We start from the raw sequence: 17,897 nt of genomic DNA, 5'->3' as shown, positions 1-17,897 counted from the left end.
ACCGTTTTTACTGCGGCTGCTTGGCCGTTCTCAGGTAGGGCTTGAGGGTTTTGAAACCTTCGGGGAATTTCTTCTTGGCGTCTTCGTCACTGACCGACGGCGGAATGATGATGTCTTCACCATTTTTCCAGTTCACCGGTGTGGCAACGGTGTGCTTGCTGGTCAGCTGCACGGACTCCAACAGACGCAGAATCTCGTCAAAGTTGCGACCGCTGGTCATCGGGTAGATCAACTGGGCTTTGATCTTTTTGTCCGGGCCAATGATGAACACCGCGCGTACGGTGGCGTTGTCGGCGGCGGTGCGACCGTCTGAGGAGGCGCCTTCATCTTCCGGCAGCATGTCGTACAGCTTGGCCACGTTCAGATCCGTGTCGCCGATCATCGGATAGTTGGGCGCGGTGCCCTGGGTTTCTTCAATGTCCTTTGCCCAGGCGGCGTGGTTGTCCACCGGATCGACCGACAGGCCGATGATCTTGGTGTTGCGCTTGTCGAACTCCGGCTTGAGTTTGGCCATGTAGCCCAGCTCGGTGGTGCACACCGGGGTAAAGTCTTTCGGGTGAGAGAACAGGATCGCCCAGGAGTCGCCAATCCACTCGTGGAAGTTGATTTCGCCTTCGGTGGTTTGGGCGGTAAAGTCGGGTGCTGTGCTACCAATACGCAGGGCCATGAGACCTCCTTTCGGGATCGAACACAAATGATGGAATGGAATCATTGTTAGTGGGGCCGATCCGGGCAAATACAAGCCCTGACCGACCGGTCAGTAGAGGGGATGATAAAGGCCGCACCGGCGGTCGTAAAATGACCTTTCCGTCTAATCCATAGCGTTCGGTTATAACGAAGTACGCAGCGTCAGCTTGCGTCGAAATCCAACCACAGGTGCTGGTAACCGCTGGCCGGATAGTACGCATTGACCGCTGCCTTGTCGGGCGTCGGCGCAAAGGCGCCGCTGATCTGTAATAACTCCTCCATCAGTACCCGAAGTTCCAGCCGGGCCAGCGGTGCGCCGGGGCAGACGTGCAGGCCGGCACCGTAGAGCAGGTTCTGGCTCTGGTCGCGCCCCCAGCGGAACTGGTCGGGCTGCGGAAACACGCGTTCATCCCGATTGGCTGATACCCAGTTGACCGTTACCCGGTCTCCGGTTTCGATTTGGCGGCCTTGCAGTGTGGCGGGGCCGGTGGCTTTGCGCCGATTGGTGACCAGCGGGCCGTGAATACGCAGAATTTCGTCCACGGCTTCCGGAATTCGGTCGACATCCTCACGCAGCGTTTTCTGCAATGACGGATGTTCGGCCAGAAATTTCAACAACAGGCCGACTGAGGCCGCAATGGTGCCGATTTCGCCCACGGTCCAGTTGCGCAGAATACTGACGATGTCTTCCTCGGGAATGGGCTGACCATCGATGGTACTGCGCATGATGTCCTTGGTGGGATCTTCAGGCGCCCAATCGCCCTGCTCACGTCGGGTTTCGAGCAGTTGGTGAATATAGCGACTGAAACGCTGGGCAATTTCCGCCATGGCCTCCCGATCGCCGGCCAGCGTGGCCTCGTGGTTTTCGTGGGCCCATTCGCGCAGCGGCTCCTGCAGGCTGTCGGGCCAACCGAGAAAGGCGCACTGGATCTGCAAGGCGAAGGGCTCCGCCAATTCGGTCACAATATCGACCTGCTTTCGTCCGGCGATAGCTCGAGCCAGCTCGGCGGCAATGTCGCGGCACTCCGGCTCAAACAGCGCCATGCGTTGGTCGGTAAAAAAGGGCTCTATCAGTGTGCGGTACGGAGTATGTTCGGGCTGATCCAGTCCATTGGGCACGGAGCGGTGCTGCGAGACCTGATTGCTGAAGGTGTCATGATCGGTCACCACCGCCAGCACATCGTCGTGGCGAAACACGGACCACCCCATATACTCGCTGCGGGCCACCGGGCAGCGTTGGCGCATGTCATCGAAGCTGGCGACGGGGTTGTCCAGAACCGTATCGCTGCGAGGGTCCCAGTCGTAGGTCGGGCGGTGATCGGTCATGAAACTCCTCCCGGGGAAGTGTTTGTTCAGGATTGCTGCTCTCATGGGTTGTTACCTCCATGTTACGGCGCTTGCGCCCTTGAGCCTACGGGAATACTCCCCAATCCCCATCGTCTACCCCCAAGAGGGCATATAGTAGCGACGCCGAATAACCCATCGGCGCAATTGCGTGGCACCTGAATTTTCGGTCTGATGAAGCTGTGTGGGAAATCGTAACAGGTACGATTTTCCCGGTAACAGATCGAGGTGTTTACATGAATCGTCCCGCCTTTTCCTTGTCCCGCCGTGGTTTCTTTGGTCGCTGGTTGTTGGGAGGGATCGCGTTGGCGAGCCTCAGCCTCAACCTCCAGGCCGCTGACCCCGCCAATGGCAAAACTGTTTATCAGATGAATTGTCAGGCCTGCCATCAGCCCGCCGGTGCCGGTATTCCCGGTGCCTTTCCTCCCCTGGCCGATAACGCCAATCTGGCTGGCAAACCCGACTATATCGCGCAGGCCATCGTCAAAGGCGTCTCCGGTCCGCTGACGGTGAACGGAAAATCCTACAACGGGGTGATGCCGTCCATGGCCCACATCAGCGATTCGGATATTGCCGACCTGGTGGCCTACATCCTGTCAGATCTCAATGGCAGTGATTTGACCCTATCCGAAGCCAATATCAGTGCATTGCGTTAACGGTACCCCTTTTATTAATTGATAGAGAGAATTCGACGATGAAACAGATGATGAAAATGATGGCTCTGGGGGCGAGCGTGAGTGCCTTGGCGGCGTTGGTAGGCTGTTCTCAGGCCGGGCCCATGGCCACCGCCGGTGAGTTTGAAGTCGAGGGCAAGGTTTACGGCATGCCCAAGGCCGAAGTGTTCCGTGAGGATTACCGGGGCGATGCGGTGGTGGGCGATACCATGACTGCCTCGCCCCATTTGGCCAAGCTCGACTACGCCGGCAACAAAACCCATCAGGTCCGGCTGGACACCCTGTCTCAGAAAGTGGAAGTGGCCCCGGGCGTGAGTTACACCGCCTGGACCTTTGGCGGCAGCGTGCCCGGTCCGGTGTTGCACGTGCGCGAGGGCGACCGGGTGGTGTTTACCATGAAAAACCGCTCCGACGAGGCCGTGTTGGTGTCCGAGCCCGGCAAGGGCGCCGCGCCTTTCTACCGGCAGATGGCGGACAACCCCTACCAGAAGCCGGAGGCGGCCATTTCTCCCATGCCTCACTCCATGGACTTTCACAGTGGCACCGTGGCGGCCGATGATAAGTGGCGCAGCATCTCGCCGGGGGAAACCATCCAGTTCGAATGGGTGGCCAACTATCCCGGGGTCTACATGTACCACTGCGGGACCTCCAGTGTGTTGATGCACACCGCCATGGGGCAGTACGGCGCGGTGGTGGTTTCCCCCAAAGAGGGCTACCCCACGGAAGCCGATCACGAATACGTGATTACCCAGTCCGAGTTCTATCTGCAGCAGGTGGGCGAGTCCTATATCTATGATCACCAGGCTGCCATGGCCAACAACCCCAGCCACGTGACCTTTAACGGTCATGTGTCCGCCCTGATGGACCAGCCCCTGCGCGCCCAAAAAGGTGACCGGGTGCGCCTCTACGTGCTGAACGCGGGGCCCAACGGCACCTCCAGTTTCCACGTGATCGGCGCCATCTTTGATCGGGTCTGGTACGAGGGCAACCTGGAAAACGAGTGGCGCGGTATGCAGACCGTACTTCTGGGGGCCAGTAACGGTGCGGTGATGGAGTTCGTCGTGCCGGAGGACGGGCTGTACAAACTGGTGGATCACGAGTTCCACGACGCCGAGCGCGGCGCCGCCGGCGCCTTGATTGCCGCACCGGCACCGTAAGAGGAGCGCGAGATGTCAGGGTGGTGTAAACAATGGTTGTGGGGCGGGCTCCTGTTGGCCGGCACCGTCACCGCCCTGGCGGCCGAGCCGGTGGTGGTACCGGAGGGCAATTTTGAACACCCGGTGCTGCTCGATCGCGAGCGCCGCACCGAGTGGGTGGCAAGCTTCCGGGTGGATGCCCGCCCGGTCAGCCGCGAGGACTATGCGGCGTTTGTGGAGGCGCATCCCCACTGGCGTCGCTCGGCGGTCGCGGGGCTGTTTCACGATGGCGGCTACTTGCGCGGCTGGTCCTCGGATGTCTCCCCGGATGGCGCGCCAGAGGCGCCGGTGGTTCAGGTGTCCTGGTACGCTGCCCGGGCCTACTGTGAAGCCCAGGGCGGCACCTTGCCCAGTCTGGTGCAGTGGGAGTATCTGGTGGACCTGATACGGCGCCTGAATGGCCTGTCGGATGACGACTACGCCAATGCCGTATTTGCGTGGTACGGCGAGCAGCGTCCGGCCGCCTTCGAGGATCGGGCGTTGGGGCTCTCGGGCTTTATCGGCCCGGTCAACGAGTGGCTGGAGGACTACCAGCTGCTGCTCGCCAACGGCGACCGGGTGGATTTTGGTGGTGGCTCCTGCGGTGATACCGGCCGGCTCATACTGCGCTACGACAGCGCTCACTACGCCACCCTGCTGCGCTACCAGATGCGCAGCAACCACGCCCCGGAAACCACCGCCAGCAACCTCGGCTTCCGCTGCGTTTACCCCTGATTGAGGATACCTGTATGAACATGAACGGCTTTACAAAGGCCTGGCATTGGCTGGCCGCTCTGGGCCTCTGGGCGCTGGCTGGACTGGCGTTTGCCGGCGACCACGCGAACCACGGCGGTCACGACCATCACGGCCACCACAATCACCATACCCCTCTGGGAATGGCCAGTGACATCCCGGAGGGCTCGCTGCATCAGTTCGATGCCACGTGGCAGACCCACCGTGGCGAGACGCTGCGCCTGAGCGATCTGGCGGGACAGCCGGTGATTGTGACCATGATGTATGCCAGTTGCACGACGGCCTGTCCGGTGCTGGTGGAAGATGTGCGTCGCATCCACCAGGGGTTGTCCGCCGAGCAGCGCGACAACGTGACCTTACTGTTGGTGAGTTTCGATACGGAAAATGACAGCGTCGAGGTGCTAAATGAATACGCCCACAACTTCCGGGCCACGGAGGCGCCCTGGCACTTTGCCACCGGCTCGGCGGCAGACGTGCGCACCCTGGCGGCGCTGCTGGGCATTCGCTACCGGAAAAACCCCAGTGGCGGTTACGACCACAGCAACGTGATTGCGCTGCTCAATGCCGACGGGGAGGTGATCCACCGTCGGGAGGGGCTGAACCAACCGGTCACCGAAGCCGTAAACAGTCTGCGTTGAGCGTCGGGGCGCGTTCAGTCGTGCCCCGGCCTGGTGTACACTGGGCCTCACAATGATAAACGGCGCCGGAGAGGCCTTCGGAGCCGTTTATCATTGTGGGACCCAACAAACACAGCGGCACTACGGTTATGCATCGAACCCTCCTCAGGAACCCACTGGTTTTTACCGCCGAATTTCACGGCATCCTCCGACGCTTACGGGTCGGCCTGCTGGTGCTTGGCGCGGTAATCTCAACGCCGGTGCTGGCCCAGGCACAGGCCCAACCCGACCCGTCCCAGCCCCAACCCGGCCCGTCCCAGCCCGAAGAGCGGCTATCCCGCGAACAAGTTGTGGCGCTGACGCAGCGCTATTGCGGTGGCTGCCATCAGGTGCCCTCGCCCTCGCTGCTGCCCCGGCACAGTTGGCCGCGGGTGATCGACTCCATGGTGGAACTGGCCAAAAACCGCACCGGTCAGGACGTGATTCCGGCGGACGCCGTGCCCCATATCAAGGCGCTCTATTACGGGTCCAGCCCCGAACAATTGGCCAGCCTCCCCTATATTGATGACCCCCATCCGGCCATGCGCTGGACCTCCGAGCGAGTGGGTGATGGGGTTGGTATTCCGCAAATTCTCAATATCCAGCGGGTGGCATTGGACAATGACGCCAAGTTCAACTTTCTGGTCAGCGACGGCGAGCGCGGCGAGTTGCGCCTGCTGCAAACCGATGGAGGTGAAAACCCCCAGTGGCGCGAATCCACCATTGCCGAGATTGAGCTGCCGATCACGGCCCGAGTTGTCGACTTTAACGGCGATGGCCGTCAGGACATTCTGGTGGCCGATCTCGGTGAGTTTGCCCCCAGTGGGGTGTTGGCGGGCAAAATTTTTCTGTTGCAGCAGACGCCGGAGGGCGGCTACGAAAAACAGCTATTGATTCATCAGCTCGGGCGTGTGACCGATGTACAGGCGCTGGATCTGGACGACGATGGCGATCTGGATATCGCCGTGTCGGTGTTTGGTGGGGCCGGCATTGGCGAGGTGTTCTGGCTGGAGAATCAGGGCGGTGGCGATTACCAGAAAAGACCCCTGTTGGGGTTGAGTGGTGCGCTCAATATCACGCCTGCGGATCTCAACGGCGATGGCAAAATGGACCTGGTCACATTGCTCGCTCAGGAATATGAAACCATGGTCGCTTTCGTCAATCAGGGCGACGGCGGGTTTGAACGGGTGGATCTGGTCAGCGCCGGGCATCCGTTGTTTGGTGCCACCAGCATGACCGTTGAGGATCTGAACCGTGATGGGAAACCCGATATCATCTTCACCAATGGTGATGCTTTCGATACCCAAACCGATCCCAAGCCGTACCACGGCGTTCAGTGGCTCGAAAACAAAGGCGATATGCAGTTTGCCGCCCATGACATCGGCCGTTTCTATGGCGCTGCGAATGCGGCGGTGGCGGACATGGATGGCGACGGCGACCCGGATATCGTGGTCAGTAGCTGGACCAATTACTGGGACGATGAAAAACGTCAGTCCCTGATCTGGTATGAAAATACTGGCGACCTGACCTTCCAGCCTCGGCCCATCAGCGATGAATACCGCGGTGTGGTGCCTCTGGAGTTGGTGGATATCACCGGCAATGGTCGCCTGGATATCATCACCGGTGCGTTCCGTATGGATATCCTCAAGGATTTCTTGCGGGTGGAAGACGGTATTCCCTCCATGGATACCGACAAAATGAAAGCGGATCAGCGTGCACCCAGCGATCGATTGTTACTAATTCGTAACCGTGCCACTGAAAATTGAACACAAAAAACGGCGCCCTGTGAGGGGCGCCGTTTTTGATTCAGGGGTAACCCCTGAAAGAACACAATCCGTCGGCCTTCGGTTGGCGGCGACGGGCTGTGTCAGCAGACGGTTTAGATCGCCTGAATGTTCTCGGCTTGCGGGCCTTTCTGACCTTGGGTCACGTTAAAGCTTACCGCTTGGCCTTCGGCCAGGGTTTTGAAGCCTGAACCAACGATGGCGCTGAAGTGTGCAAAAACGTCCGGACCGGATTCCTGCTCCAGAAAACCAAAACCCTTCGCTTCGTTGAACCACTTAACTGTTCCAGTAACTACTGACATAATCGTACCTATAAATCATTTGATGGTGGCCCTGATGGACCGGTAGTGCTAAAAAGGTTCTATTACTTAAAAAGACAGGACGATGACGTGCGACAGAGTTGCTAGCTACGGGCAGGGATCGAACAGGTTTTTACAATATAAATCAGAACTTCCTAACCCGAGCCATCCTACAGGCTTTAGGGTGACTGTCAACGTATTTATCAATGTATTTGTCGCTGGTGCGGTCCGTGTTAGGCTTTTTCGCTACATATCAAGCACTTGGCTCACCATTAAAATATTGAAGCAGAGCGTCTCATGAACAGACCCGGTTGGGTTTTTTACGTATCGGTTGCACTCTTGAGTGCGTTTGTTGTGCTCGGCATTTTCTGGCCAGAGCAGTTGGCAGGTGGTTCAGAGCAGGCGCTGGCCTTCACTACCAGCCACTTCGGCTGGCTGTACCTGTTTGTCACCACCGGTTTTCTGGTGTTCTGCATTGCTCTGGGGGCCGGCCGTAGTGGCAACATCCGGTTGGGGGCCGACGGTGAAGCGCCGGAATTTTCCTATCCCACCTGGTTGGGGATGATTTTTTCGGCCGGGATGGGGGTTGGCCTGGTGTTCTGGGGTGTCGCCGAGCCCATGACGCACTACGTCAATCCGCCCCTGGGTATGGCCGAGGGGCGCAGTGCCGAGTCCGCTGAGTTGGCCATGCAGTACTCGCTGTTTCACTGGGGATTTCATCAGTGGGCCAACTTTGCTGTCGTGGGGCTCGCGATTGCCTACGTCCGCTTCCGTCAGCAGCGGCCGGGCTTGATCAGCGAGACCTTCCGGGCCAGTCTGGGCGACCGGGTGGATGGTGGCTGGGGGCACGCGATCAATGTGTTAGCCGTAGTGTCTACGGTGTTCGGGGTGGCCACCACCCTGGGCTTGGGTGTTATTCAGATCAACAGTGGAATGGGCTCGGTGTTTGGTATGGCATTCGGCACTACGCCCCAGCTTGCCATATTGGCCGGGGTGGCCATTGTGTTCTTACTCTGCTCACTGGCGCCTCTGGAAAGTGGCGTGCGTTATGTTAGCGATGCCAACATGCTGCTGGCTGCGGCCGTTCTGGTGTTTGTTTTCTTTGCCGGGCCCACTGATTTCATCACCGCCGCCATGACCAATGCCATTGGTGATTACTTTTCCAACATGATCGGTATGAGCCTGGTGATGTCGCCCTACACGGGTGAGGACTGGGTGGCCCGCTGGACGATTTTTTACTGGGCCTGGGGCCTGTCCTGGGCGCCCTTCGTGGGAAGCTTTATCGCCCGCATCTCCAGAGGTCGGACGATTCGGGAGTTCGTGGTTGGCGTCATCGGTATGCCGGTGTTGCTGAGCACGCTCTGGTTTGCCACTTTTGGTGGCTCGTCGCTGTACTTCGAACTGTTTGAAGGTGCAGCGCTGGGCGACGCGGTGACCCGGGAGATGAGTTCGGCGCTGTTTCAGATGCTTGAATTCCTCCCCGCGGTGGGTTGGATAAGTGTCTTGGTGCTGATCCTGATTGTGCTGTTTGTCATCACCTCGGCCAACTCGGCCACCTTCGTGCTGGGCATGTTCACCAGCCGGGGTGTGCTCTCGCCAAGCCGGCCCATGCGACTGACCTGGGGCGTCATTCAGGTATTGGTGGCCGGCGTACTACTGCTGAGCGGTGGCCTGACCGCACTGCAGACCATCTCGATTGTGGCGGCTTTCCCGTTTATGGTGCTGATGGTGTTTATGGCCGCGTCACTGCTCAAGTCCCTGCGCAATGAACAGCGACAGATGGAGTTGCACGAAGCATTGATGCGAGAGCGCATTCAGCGATTGCTGGATGACACGGATCGCCGGGCTCAGGAATTCCGTTCGGGCGACACCCAAGACCCGGTGAAAGAAGACTGACGACCGCGGTACTCCATTCTGGGTAGTGTGTCGGACCGGCGGTTATGGTTAGCTGTTGGCCAGGAGGGCCCGATGCAACCCACACGCTTTCATTCGAAATACGTCACAACCAAAACGACATGGTCGGTGCGCTCTAGGCGCCAAGTGACGGTCTGTACTTTGCTGTTGGCTTTGCTAGCGCCGCTGCACGCGTTGGCCGAAGGCCAGGTGGAGCCAAAGTCTGTCGAAGAAATTGTCGCGTTAACCGAGCGCTATTGCGGTAGCTGCCATGCACTGCCTTCGCCGGATTTGTTACCCAAGCGGAGCTGGCCGGCCGTGATTGACACCATGGTCGATTTGGGGCGTCGGCGCACCGGTCAGGAGGTGATTCCCGCAGACGTTGTGCCACACATTAAAGCCCTTTACTACGGCTCAAGCCCCGAACAGTTGCCACGCCTCCCTTATACGGAATCCTCAGACTCGTCGGCCTGGTCGGCAAAGGTGGTGGGAGAGCGATCGCGGCTGCCGCAAATACTGAACCTACAGCCGGTATCACCAGAGCGCTTTGGCAGTGACGCGGCAGCGGCTTTTCTGGTCAGCGACGGCGAGGCAGGCGAAGTTCGCTTGTTGGAGGTTCCATCAAATCACCCGGCGTCGGACCCATGGCGAGAAACGACGCTCGGCCAGTTCACCCTTCCCATTCAGACTCGGGCGCTGGATTACACGGGCAATGGTCAGCAGGATATTGTGGTCGCCGATCTTGGTGAGTTACCCCCGAGCGGTGCCCTGGCGGGTAAACTGTTTCTGCTGGCGCAAGATGACAAGGGGCGGTTTGAGCGCCGGCTGCTCTATGACGGTTTAGGCCGGATCTCGGATGTGCAGGTGCTGGATATCAATGAAGACGGACTCCTGGATCTGGTTGTGGCGGTGTTTGGCGGCAATGATATCGGCGGTGTGCTCTGGCTCGACAACCGGGGGGACGGGCGTTTCGTCCGGCAGGACTTGCTGAACCTCAGTGGCGCCCTCAATATCGTTCAGGCCGACTTGAACAACGATGGCCTTCAGGATCTCGTCACTCTGGTGGCCCAGGAACATGAAGTCGTGATCGCTTTTATCAACGAAGGTGCGGGGCAGTACCGCACCATGGAGCTCGCAAGAGCCCCACATCCGATGTACGGCTTTACGCAATTGCAAGTGGCCGACCTCAATAGCGATGGTCGGCCCGATTTATTGATGACCAATGGCGACGCCTTTGATACCCAGAACGAGCCCAAGCCGTACCATGGCGTTCAGTGGCTCGAAAATCGCGGTGATTTGCAGTTTCAGTACCGTAACATTGCCAGGTACTACGGTGCGGCCAAAGCGACGGTTGCCGATATGAATAACGATGGTCATCAGGATGTACTGGTCAGTAGCTGGGTGAACCACTGGGACGATCCTCGGCGACAATCCATGGTATGGTTTGAGAATAACGGTGATGAGACGTTCCGTTCACGGCCGCTGGCCGGTAACCGTCACGGGTTGGTCCCGATGGTTGTTACCGATCTGAACCGAAATGGTCGCCCTGATGTGCTCGCCGGCGCCTTCCGCATGGACCTGTTGCGTCGAGTGATGACCGGAGCCTCGCAGAATAGGCACGGCGATGTTGACGCCAGCGCCGATCAGCCACGCCTGTATTGGTTCGAAGCGCCATTCCGTAATGAACCCGAAAAGCCGGAACATTGACCGAAAAATCACGCGATCAGAGAGGTAGACGCCATGCTTCAAGTATCCATCTACCGCTATCATCCCGAGTACGATGAAGCGCCGCACATGCAAACGTATTCGATTGATGATCCATTCCGGTCGCGTATGGTGCTCGATGTGCTTGAACACCTGAAGGCCGAGGATCAGACGCTGGCTTACCGGCGCTCCTGTCGGGAGGGCGTGTGCGGCTCTGACGGCATGAGCATCAATGGCGTTAACCGTCTGGCGTGCATTACGCCGGTGGAGAAGGTACTCGACCGGCGCGATACGCTGGTGTTACGCCCGTTACCGGGCATGCCGGTCATTCGCGATCTTGTGGTGGACCAAACCCAATTCTTTAACCAGTACAAACGCATCCATCCGTATCTGATCAACGACGACCCGCCTCCGGCCATAGAGCGGTTACAGAGCCCAGAAGATCGCGCCAAACTTGATGGACTGTATGAATGCATTCTGTGCGGCTGTTGCTCTTCGGGTTGCCCCTCCTATTGGTGGAATCCCGAGAAGTACGTTGGCCCTGCTGGACTGCTGCAGGCTTATCGATTCCTGTCCGATTCCCGTGATAAAGGGTTGAAACAGCGACTGGAAGAACTGGAGGATCCGTTCAGCGTGTTTCGCTGTCACAGCATCGGAAACTGCACCCATGTCTGCCCCAAGGGCCTGAACCCCATGAAAGCCATCAGCGATATCAAGCGGCTGTTGCTGAAAAACGGCGTGTAACCCGGGAGCATTCATGGAGCAACCGATCATCGGCTACCACAAAGATGAAGAAGACCACTGGGTGGCGCGCCTGGCCTGCGGCCACAATCAGCATGTTCGTAACAACCCACCTTGGGTGGAGCGCCCCTGGGTTACCACTGAAATGGGGCGAGCTTCCATGCTTGGCACCCGACTCAATTGCGTCAAGTGTGATCGCCGAGAGCCGACGGATCATACTCAACGCTTGGTAGACAACTAAGACTCCAAAAACCGAACAGCACCATCGATCAATGGTCGTGATGTGACGTGTCTCCGGCAGAGTCGATAGCATCAACCCAATCCGCGGGAACGGCCGGAGCTTTCAGTCCCGGGAAACGGTCGGTGGTGTAGGTGCTGTGGCAGGCGATACAGGCCTCCGTCATTTTCGTGAACGTATCCAGTTGCAGAGGCGTGTCCTCTGAGCGACCTGCCTCGGCCAGGGATGCGGCCAGCTCATGCAGATGAGCATCCATCTGAAGAAACGCCGAAGGCACAGCGGCCTTCAGGTCCTGACGGTCTTCCTGTGTCAGGGACTGTTTCACAATGAAGCTGTCGTGAATGGCCTGCCCCTTCTCGGCCACCCTCTCGTGCTCTCCCTTAATAATGGCGCTGAAAACGTCCTGCATGGCTTGGTCTATCTGGCGCATTTCCTTGATCAACAAACCGCGCAGCTTAGGGGTCAACTCTGGCCCGACGGGTTCGGCTGCCAACGTGTCGGTCAAGGGGGTCAACATGAGTGTCGCGGCAAGCGCGGTGACGTGAAGTCCTGTGCGATTAAAGATCATGGGAGTCTCCTTAGGATTCTGAGCGAACGATAATGGCCGTTCTGTCGTTATGGTCCGATTTGTAGGATAGCACCGCTCTGGCGCTGGCCGTGGCTGGCGATACCGGAAAGCGGTTGCATAAGGTCTCCGAGGGTGGTAAAACTATAAGTAGTATATTAAATGAATCTTTAGGGCGAGCCAATCCTGATTATGTAAAAACCATTTATACCTCGGGAGGTATGCCATGCAACCGATCAAACTTCTCAATCTGGCGCACATGGGGATGGTGCTGAGCATCGCCCTCTCGTTGGGAGCGGTGGCCATGGGTTATTGGTTTTATCATGGCCTGACCCTGGCGTGGCAGGTGGCCGCACATGTCAGTCTGATCCCCTTCGTTACCCTGCTCAAAATCAGTTACATCACGCGCTTAGTGGCGCTCAAACAGCTTGGTCGGCCGGTGGATTGACCCTCGTCAGCCCTTCGCGAGGGCGTGACGGGGCAATTTGGCGGGACGGATCAGCCGCGAGCGATCAATGGCTGGTGAAAATCCTCGGGCCCGGAGTAGGGGCTGATAACGTCGCTGCGGTAGAGAAAATCCCCAAAGCCTTCATCGGCATCGCGTTCCTGGGCAAAACGCTCGAACAGCGGTTTCAGATCGGCGAGTATTTGCGCTTCGTCGATATTCTCCCGGTAGAGACGGTTCAACCGGTTGCCCCCGGTATCGGCGCCCAGATACAGGTTGTATTTTCCGGGGGCCTTTCCGGTAAGTGCAATCTCCCCCAGGTAGGGGCGGGCGCAGCCGTTGGGGCAGCCGGATACACGCAATTGAATCACCTGGTCACCGATGCCCACCTCACTCATCAGTTGGTGAATTTTCCGACTTAACTCCGGCAGGTAGCGTTCGGATTCCGCCATGGCCAATCCACAGGTGGGGAAAGCCACGCAGGAAATGGCGTTGCGTGCCAGGGGTGAGCTTTTACCTCCATCATCCAGACCGTAGTGGTCCACCAGCTTCTGGATGGCTGATTTCTCCTGTTCGCTGACGCCGGCGATGATCAGGTTCTGGTTGCAGGTGATGCGAAATTCGCCTGAATGAATTTTAGCGATGCTGCGCAACGCGGTACGCAACTTCAGTTGCTCGAAATCGCGAATGCGGCCGCTGGGGATAAACAGCGTCAGGTGGTGCCGACCCCGATCATCCTCGGTCCAGCCGAATTGATCACCGCTGTCCTTGAGGGTGTAGTCTCGCAGTGGTTCCAGCGGCGTTCCGTGCACCTCGGCAAACCGTTCCTTGAACCAGTCCAGCCCGTAATCATCGAGCGTGTATTTGAATCGGGCGTGAGCCCGGTCGGTGCGGCAACCGTGATCGCGCTGAATGGCGGCAATGGCTTCGCAGGCATCCACCACCTGATCGGCCGGCACAAAGCCGACCGGGCTGGCAAGGCGCGGGTAGGTACCGGTCTCTCCGTAAGTCATACCCATGCCGCCGCCGACCGCGATGTTGTAACCGACGATATCGCCATCTTCTTCAATAGCGATCAGGCCGATGTCGTTGGCTAATACATCGCAATCATTGTGGGGTGGCAGAGCGATGGCGACCTTGAATTTTCGGGGCAGGTAGCGGTAGGTGTAGAAGGGTTCTTCCTCTTCGCCTTCGCGGGTTTTTGGCGCCTCGTTCAGCCAGGTTTCTTCATAAGCCCGCGACCGCCACATCAGTCGTTCGCTGATCTGCACCGCATGGTCATAGACCCGTGCGTGATTGGCAGAAAGGTGCGGGTTGACGTTCGCCACCACGTTGCGGTTGACATCCCCGCAGGCGCCCCGGCTGTCCAGCCCCAGCGAATCCAGATGTTGAATCAGCGGTTGCAGGTTTTCCTTGAATACCCGATGAAACTGAAACGTCTGTCGGGTGGTCAGGCGCAGGCTGCCGTCGGCAAAGCGGTCGGCGACTTCATCAAGTCCCAGCCACTGGTCCGGGGTCAGTACCCCGCCGGGCAGCCGCAAGCGCAGCATAAACTGGAAGTGCGGTTCAAGTTTCTGCTGACGGCGATCTTCGCGCAGCTCCCGGTCGTCCTGCTGGTAGAGGCCGTGAAACTTGCTCAGGTGCGTGTCCTCGTCGCGCAGTGCGCCGGTGGCGTGATCCGCCAGGGAGTCGCGCAGGGTACCGCGCAAATACCGGCTTTCGCGCTTGATCTGTTCGGCTAAAGGCAAATCGTCATGGCTCATCAGTACACATCTCTCTGGTAGCGTTTGCTTCGGGTCAGCTCGCGCAGGTAGTGCTCGGCGCTGTCGCGGTTTTTGTGTCCGTGGGTGCTGATCACGTCGATCAGGGCTTCGTGCACGTCCGGCGCCATGGCATTGGCATCGCCGCACACGTACAGGTGCGCGCCGTCCTCGATCCAGCGCCAGAGCTCTGCCCCCGCCTCACGAATCCGGTGTTGCACATACACTTTGTCCGGCCCGTCCCGGGAAAAGGCCACGTCCAGTCGACTGAGCAGTCCCTGCTTGCGCCACTGGAGCCATTCGCGCTGGTAGAGAAAATCGGTGCGAAAATTCCGATCGCCAAAAAACAGCCAGTTCTTGCCTGCGTGCGTCTCGGCCTCGCGCTCCTGCATGAACGCGCGGAATGGCGCTACCCCGGTGCCCGGGCCGATCATCACAATGGCCGTGTTGGGGTCACTGGGGAGGCGGAAGTTCTTGTTGGTGTCGATAAATACCGGTGCAGTATCATCCAGCACCAGGCGATCCGCCAGCCAGGTGGAGCCCACCCCTTCACGCAGGCGCTCGCGTTGTTGGTAGCGCACCGCCGCCACGGTCAGATGCACTTCCTCGTCCACAGCCGCCTGGCTGGAAGCGATGGAGTAGAGCCGGGGCGGCAGGCGACGGATGTGGTCGACCAGCGTCTGGGCACTAAGTCCGCCAATGGGATATTCCTGGAGCAGATCCAATAGATCGCGTCCGTGCAGCCAGTCGATCAGCCCCCGTTTATCGTTGGTAAGCTGTTGAAGCTCGCTGGCCTCACTCAGTTTGGCCCACTGTTGCACCGTCGGTGGTGTCAGTCGCGTCAGCTCAAGATGATGCTGCAACGCCTGGTGCAGTGTCAGGGAGTCGTCCTTGAGCGTCACGGCTTGCTCGCCGTCCAGCCGGGTCTGCTCGAGAATCCGGGCCACCAGCTCCGGATCGTTCTGCACATAAACGCCCAGGGAATCGCCGGGTTGGTAGCGCAGCCCGGAAGCTTCCAGGGAAAACTCCAGGTGGTGTACCGCCTTGCTGGAGCCACGACCGTTCAGCGTTACTCGGTCCAACAGAGGGGCGGGAAACGGATGCTTGCGATCATGACCCGCAGCGGTGGAGGTAGATGCTGTGGGTGTCGGGGCAACCGCAGCCGTGTTTTTTGTCTCGGATTTGAGTGCCGATAGCAGTTGCGTCATCCACTGATCGGCGGCCTCCTCATAGTCCACGTCACAGTCCACGCGATCCAACATCCGCTCGGCACCCAACGCCGCCAGGCGTTGATCAAAATCCACCCCGGTCTGGCAAAAGTATTCGTAACTGGAATCCCCCAGTGACAGCACGGCGTAACGCAACTGACCGAGTTTCGGTGCCTTGCGCCCATGCAGGTACTCGTGCAGCCCAAGAGCATTATCCGGCGGGTCGCCCTCGCCGTGGGTGGAGGTGATGAGGGCGAGCCGCTCGGTCTTTTTCAGTTGCCGGATGGGGAATTCGTCCATATCCAGGCACTCGACGTTCAGCCCCTTGGCGCGCGCCTGTTCGGCCAGTTGCTCGGCCAGGGTTTGCGCGTTGCCGGTCTGAGAGCCATAAAGGACCGTCAGCTTGGTGCTGTCGGGACCGCTTGTGGCTGCTGGCGTGCTGCCGGTTTGCAGTGCGGCCCGGTAGCCGGCTAGATAGCCTTGGACCCAGTCCAGTTGCTGCTCGTTCAATTCCCGTAGTAGGGCGTCGATTTGCTGGCGCTGAGCGTCGTTCAACGGTGAAGGGGGCAAGGGTGCGTTCATGCGAAGTCGGGCTCCAATGGGTTCCGTGATCCTTTGACTTTGATAGTGAGTCAGGCTAACAAAAACTCAAGGCAACGCCGCCGTTTTGCTTAGACGGATGTGTCCTAAGCAAAGAACCGGCGGTAGTAACAGGGGGATGTCAGTGGCGCTCTTTGTGCGCGATGTCGCCTTCTTTGCCCCGCAGCATGTAACGCCAATAGAAAGGTGGCAGCAGATGTTTTTTGACCACCCAGTAAAAGCGCGACCGCTTGAACGGATTCAGGGGCAATGTGGGCGTTACGGTTCCACCGTAGGTGAATTCCGCGAGCATCACCTCGCCATAACCGGTGACCACCGGGCAGGAGGTATAGCCGTCGTAGCGGGCGCTCAGTGGTTCCTGATCCAGAAAGGCGAGCAGATTTTTGACCACAACGGGTGACTGCTTGCGTACGGCGGCCGCCGTTTTGGATGTCGGCAGCGAGCTGGCGTCGCCTAAAGAAAACACCTCCGGGTAATCCGGGTTTTGCAAAGTGTGGGGGTCCGCGGTCAACCAACCGCCCTCATTGGCCATAACGCTTTCGCGTACAAACTGCGGCGCGCGTTGTGGCGGTGTTACATGCAGAACATCATAGGGCTCGTCGACTTCGTGGGTTTCGTCGTTCTGATCCGTCACTTTAAAGGTTGCGATGTGCTTTTCGCCATCCACCCGGATCAGATCGTGTTTAAGGTTGATGCCTATCCCGTAATCAATGGCCACGTTCTGCAGGTGCGGAACAAAGTCCGGCACGCTGAACAGGGCGCCCATGCCGCTGTAGAATTGTGCCTGTATCTGATGACTCTGCTGGCGTTTCTGCCATTGATGAGCCGCCAGGTAAGCGATTTTTTGCGGCGCGCCCGCACATTTGATGGGCGTGGACGGCTGGGTAAACAGGGCGCGGCCGGCCTTCAGGCCATCGATGCATTGCCAGGTGTAACGGGCGAGTGAAGGATCGTAATTGCTGCAGACACCACCCTGGCCCAGCGCCTCAGGCAGGCCTTCGATGGCCGACCAGTTCAGCTCAATACCGGGCGCAACCACCAGTGCACGGTAGTGGATTTCGTTGCCATTATTCAGCACCACGCGCTGTTGTTCAGGCTTCAATGCGGTGACCGGCTGGCGAATCCAGGTCGCGTTGTGGGGCAATGTGTGGGCTTGCGGCCTGGCGGTGTCCTCCAACGCGTAGGTACCTCCCCCGACCAGCGTAAAGGCCGGTTGATAATAATGCGTGTCGCTGGGCTCAATCACCGCCACATCCAAGTGAGGGCGTTGACGCAGCAGCGAGGCGGCGGCGCTGGTGCCGGCGGCACCGCCGCCGATGATCACAATATCGTGGTGCCGGGGTTGGGTCATGAGTCAGCCTCCTGTCAGAT

General features: G+C 58.9%; 17 protein-coding genes. 10 read left to right on the top strand and 7 right to left on the bottom strand.

All coding sequences use genetic code 11. The features are described 5' to 3' along the window. Positions 1 to 7: 7 nt before the first annotated feature. Together N645_RS0109355 and N645_RS0109350 are read right to left on the bottom strand one after the other, a co-directional pair. Positions 8 to 667 (bottom strand): peroxiredoxin, encoded by a 660-nt coding sequence (locus N645_RS0109355; protein ID WP_024461247.1) that lies wholly within the window; start codon positions 665 to 667, stop codon positions 8 to 10. Positions 668 to 849: 182 nt separating this feature from the next. Continuing rightward, positions 850 to 2,013: a cytochrome P450 gene (locus N645_RS0109350; RefSeq protein ID WP_024461246.1), complete on the bottom strand. Its 1,164-nt coding sequence runs from the start codon at positions 2,011 to 2,013 to the stop codon at positions 850 to 852. A 254-nt stretch (positions 2,014 to 2,267) separates the two neighbouring features. On the opposite strand from N645_RS0109350, the gene N645_RS0109345 reads away from it, so the two are divergent. The 5 genes from N645_RS0109345 (at position 2,268) to N645_RS0109325 (ending at position 7,055) form a co-directional block, all read left to right on the top strand. Continuing rightward, the gene (locus N645_RS0109345) at positions 2,268 to 2,687 is read left to right on the top strand and encodes a cytochrome c (protein WP_051174393.1); all 420 of its coding nucleotides are present in this window, start codon (positions 2,268 to 2,270) and stop codon (positions 2,685 to 2,687) included. A 38-nt stretch (positions 2,688 to 2,725) separates the two neighbouring features. Beyond that, the gene (locus N645_RS16855; RefSeq protein WP_202960783.1) at positions 2,726 to 3,862 is read left to right on the top strand and encodes a multicopper oxidase domain-containing protein; all 1,137 of its coding nucleotides are present in this window, start codon (positions 2,726 to 2,728) and stop codon (positions 3,860 to 3,862) included. Between the two features lie 12 nt (positions 3,863 to 3,874). After that, positions 3,875 to 4,615, top strand: coding sequence for an SUMF1/EgtB/PvdO family nonheme iron enzyme (locus tag N645_RS16850; protein ID WP_036160743.1), 741 nt, complete (start codon positions 3,875 to 3,877; stop codon positions 4,613 to 4,615). Positions 4,616 to 4,629: 14 nt separating this feature from the next. Continuing rightward, a complete protein-coding gene (locus N645_RS0109330; protein WP_024461244.1) occupies positions 4,630 to 5,271 on the top strand; it encodes an SCO family protein in 642 nt (213 codons plus the stop codon). 128 nt (positions 5,272 to 5,399) lie between these two features. Then, the gene (locus N645_RS0109325; RefSeq protein WP_024461243.1) at positions 5,400 to 7,055 is read left to right on the top strand and encodes a VCBS repeat-containing protein; all 1,656 of its coding nucleotides are present in this window, start codon (positions 5,400 to 5,402) and stop codon (positions 7,053 to 7,055) included. 113 nt (positions 7,056 to 7,168) lie between these two features. Here the strand turns inward: N645_RS0109325 and N645_RS0109320 are convergent, their stop codons facing one another. Further along, on the bottom strand, positions 7,169 to 7,375 hold the full coding sequence (locus tag N645_RS0109320) for a cold-shock protein (RefSeq protein ID WP_024461242.1): 207 nt from the start codon (positions 7,373 to 7,375) through the stop codon (positions 7,169 to 7,171). Positions 7,376 to 7,669: 294 nt separating this feature from the next. Here N645_RS0109320 and N645_RS0109315 point away from each other — a divergent pair, with 294 nt between their 5' ends. The 4 genes from N645_RS0109315 to N645_RS0109300 all read left to right on the top strand — a co-directional run bounded on the left by N645_RS0109315 (position 7,670) and on the right by N645_RS0109300 (position 11,951). Continuing rightward, positions 7,670 to 9,268 (top strand): BCCT family transporter, encoded by a 1,599-nt coding sequence (locus N645_RS0109315; protein ID WP_024461241.1) that lies wholly within the window; start codon positions 7,670 to 7,672, stop codon positions 9,266 to 9,268. Between the two features lie 144 nt (positions 9,269 to 9,412). Further along, the gene (locus tag N645_RS0109310) at positions 9,413 to 10,972 is read left to right on the top strand and encodes a VCBS repeat-containing protein (protein WP_238559229.1); all 1,560 of its coding nucleotides are present in this window, start codon (positions 9,413 to 9,415) and stop codon (positions 10,970 to 10,972) included. Between the two features lie 33 nt (positions 10,973 to 11,005). Further along, positions 11,006 to 11,713, top strand: coding sequence for a succinate dehydrogenase iron-sulfur subunit (locus N645_RS0109305; RefSeq protein WP_024461239.1), 708 nt, complete (start codon positions 11,006 to 11,008; stop codon positions 11,711 to 11,713). Between the two features lie 13 nt (positions 11,714 to 11,726). Beyond that, a complete protein-coding gene (locus N645_RS0109300; RefSeq protein WP_024461238.1) occupies positions 11,727 to 11,951 on the top strand; it encodes a DUF3565 domain-containing protein in 225 nt (74 codons plus the stop codon). A 28-nt stretch (positions 11,952 to 11,979) separates the two neighbouring features. On the opposite strand, the gene N645_RS0109295 is transcribed toward N645_RS0109300, so the two are convergent. Beyond that, positions 11,980 to 12,516: a hypothetical protein gene (locus N645_RS0109295; protein ID WP_024461237.1), complete on the bottom strand. Its 537-nt coding sequence runs from the start codon at positions 12,514 to 12,516 to the stop codon at positions 11,980 to 11,982. A gap of 223 nt (positions 12,517 to 12,739) precedes the next feature. Here N645_RS0109295 and N645_RS0109290 point away from each other — a divergent pair, with 223 nt between their 5' ends. Beyond that, the gene (locus N645_RS0109290) at positions 12,740 to 12,961 is read left to right on the top strand and encodes a hypothetical protein (RefSeq protein ID WP_024461236.1); all 222 of its coding nucleotides are present in this window, start codon (positions 12,740 to 12,742) and stop codon (positions 12,959 to 12,961) included. Positions 12,962 to 13,011: 50 nt separating this feature from the next. Here N645_RS0109290 and cysI read toward each other — a convergent pair whose 3' ends face one another. From cysI to N645_RS0109275, 3 genes are all read right to left on the bottom strand, one after another. Next, positions 13,012 to 14,721, bottom strand: a complete 1,710-nt coding sequence (gene cysI, locus N645_RS0109285) for an assimilatory sulfite reductase (NADPH) hemoprotein subunit (protein ID WP_024461235.1) — start codon at positions 14,719 to 14,721, stop codon at positions 13,012 to 13,014. Then, complete coding sequence (locus N645_RS0109280) at positions 14,721 to 16,508, bottom strand: assimilatory sulfite reductase (NADPH) flavoprotein subunit (RefSeq protein ID WP_024461234.1); 1,788 nt, start codon at positions 16,506 to 16,508, stop codon at positions 14,721 to 14,723. The genes cysI and N645_RS0109280 overlap by 1 nt, the downstream gene beginning before the upstream one ends. A 139-nt stretch (positions 16,509 to 16,647) precedes the next feature. Then, the gene (locus N645_RS0109275) at positions 16,648 to 17,877 is read right to left on the bottom strand and encodes an FAD/NAD(P)-binding oxidoreductase (RefSeq protein WP_024461233.1); all 1,230 of its coding nucleotides are present in this window, start codon (positions 17,875 to 17,877) and stop codon (positions 16,648 to 16,650) included. Positions 17,878 to 17,897: the final 20 nt, after the last annotated feature.

This window comes from Marinimicrobium sp. LS-A18, assembly GCF_000463525.1.
Lineage (GTDB): Bacteria > Pseudomonadota > Gammaproteobacteria > Pseudomonadales > Cellvibrionaceae > Marinimicrobium > Marinimicrobium koreense.
This window is presented reverse-complemented; position numbering and strand designations above follow the sequence as displayed.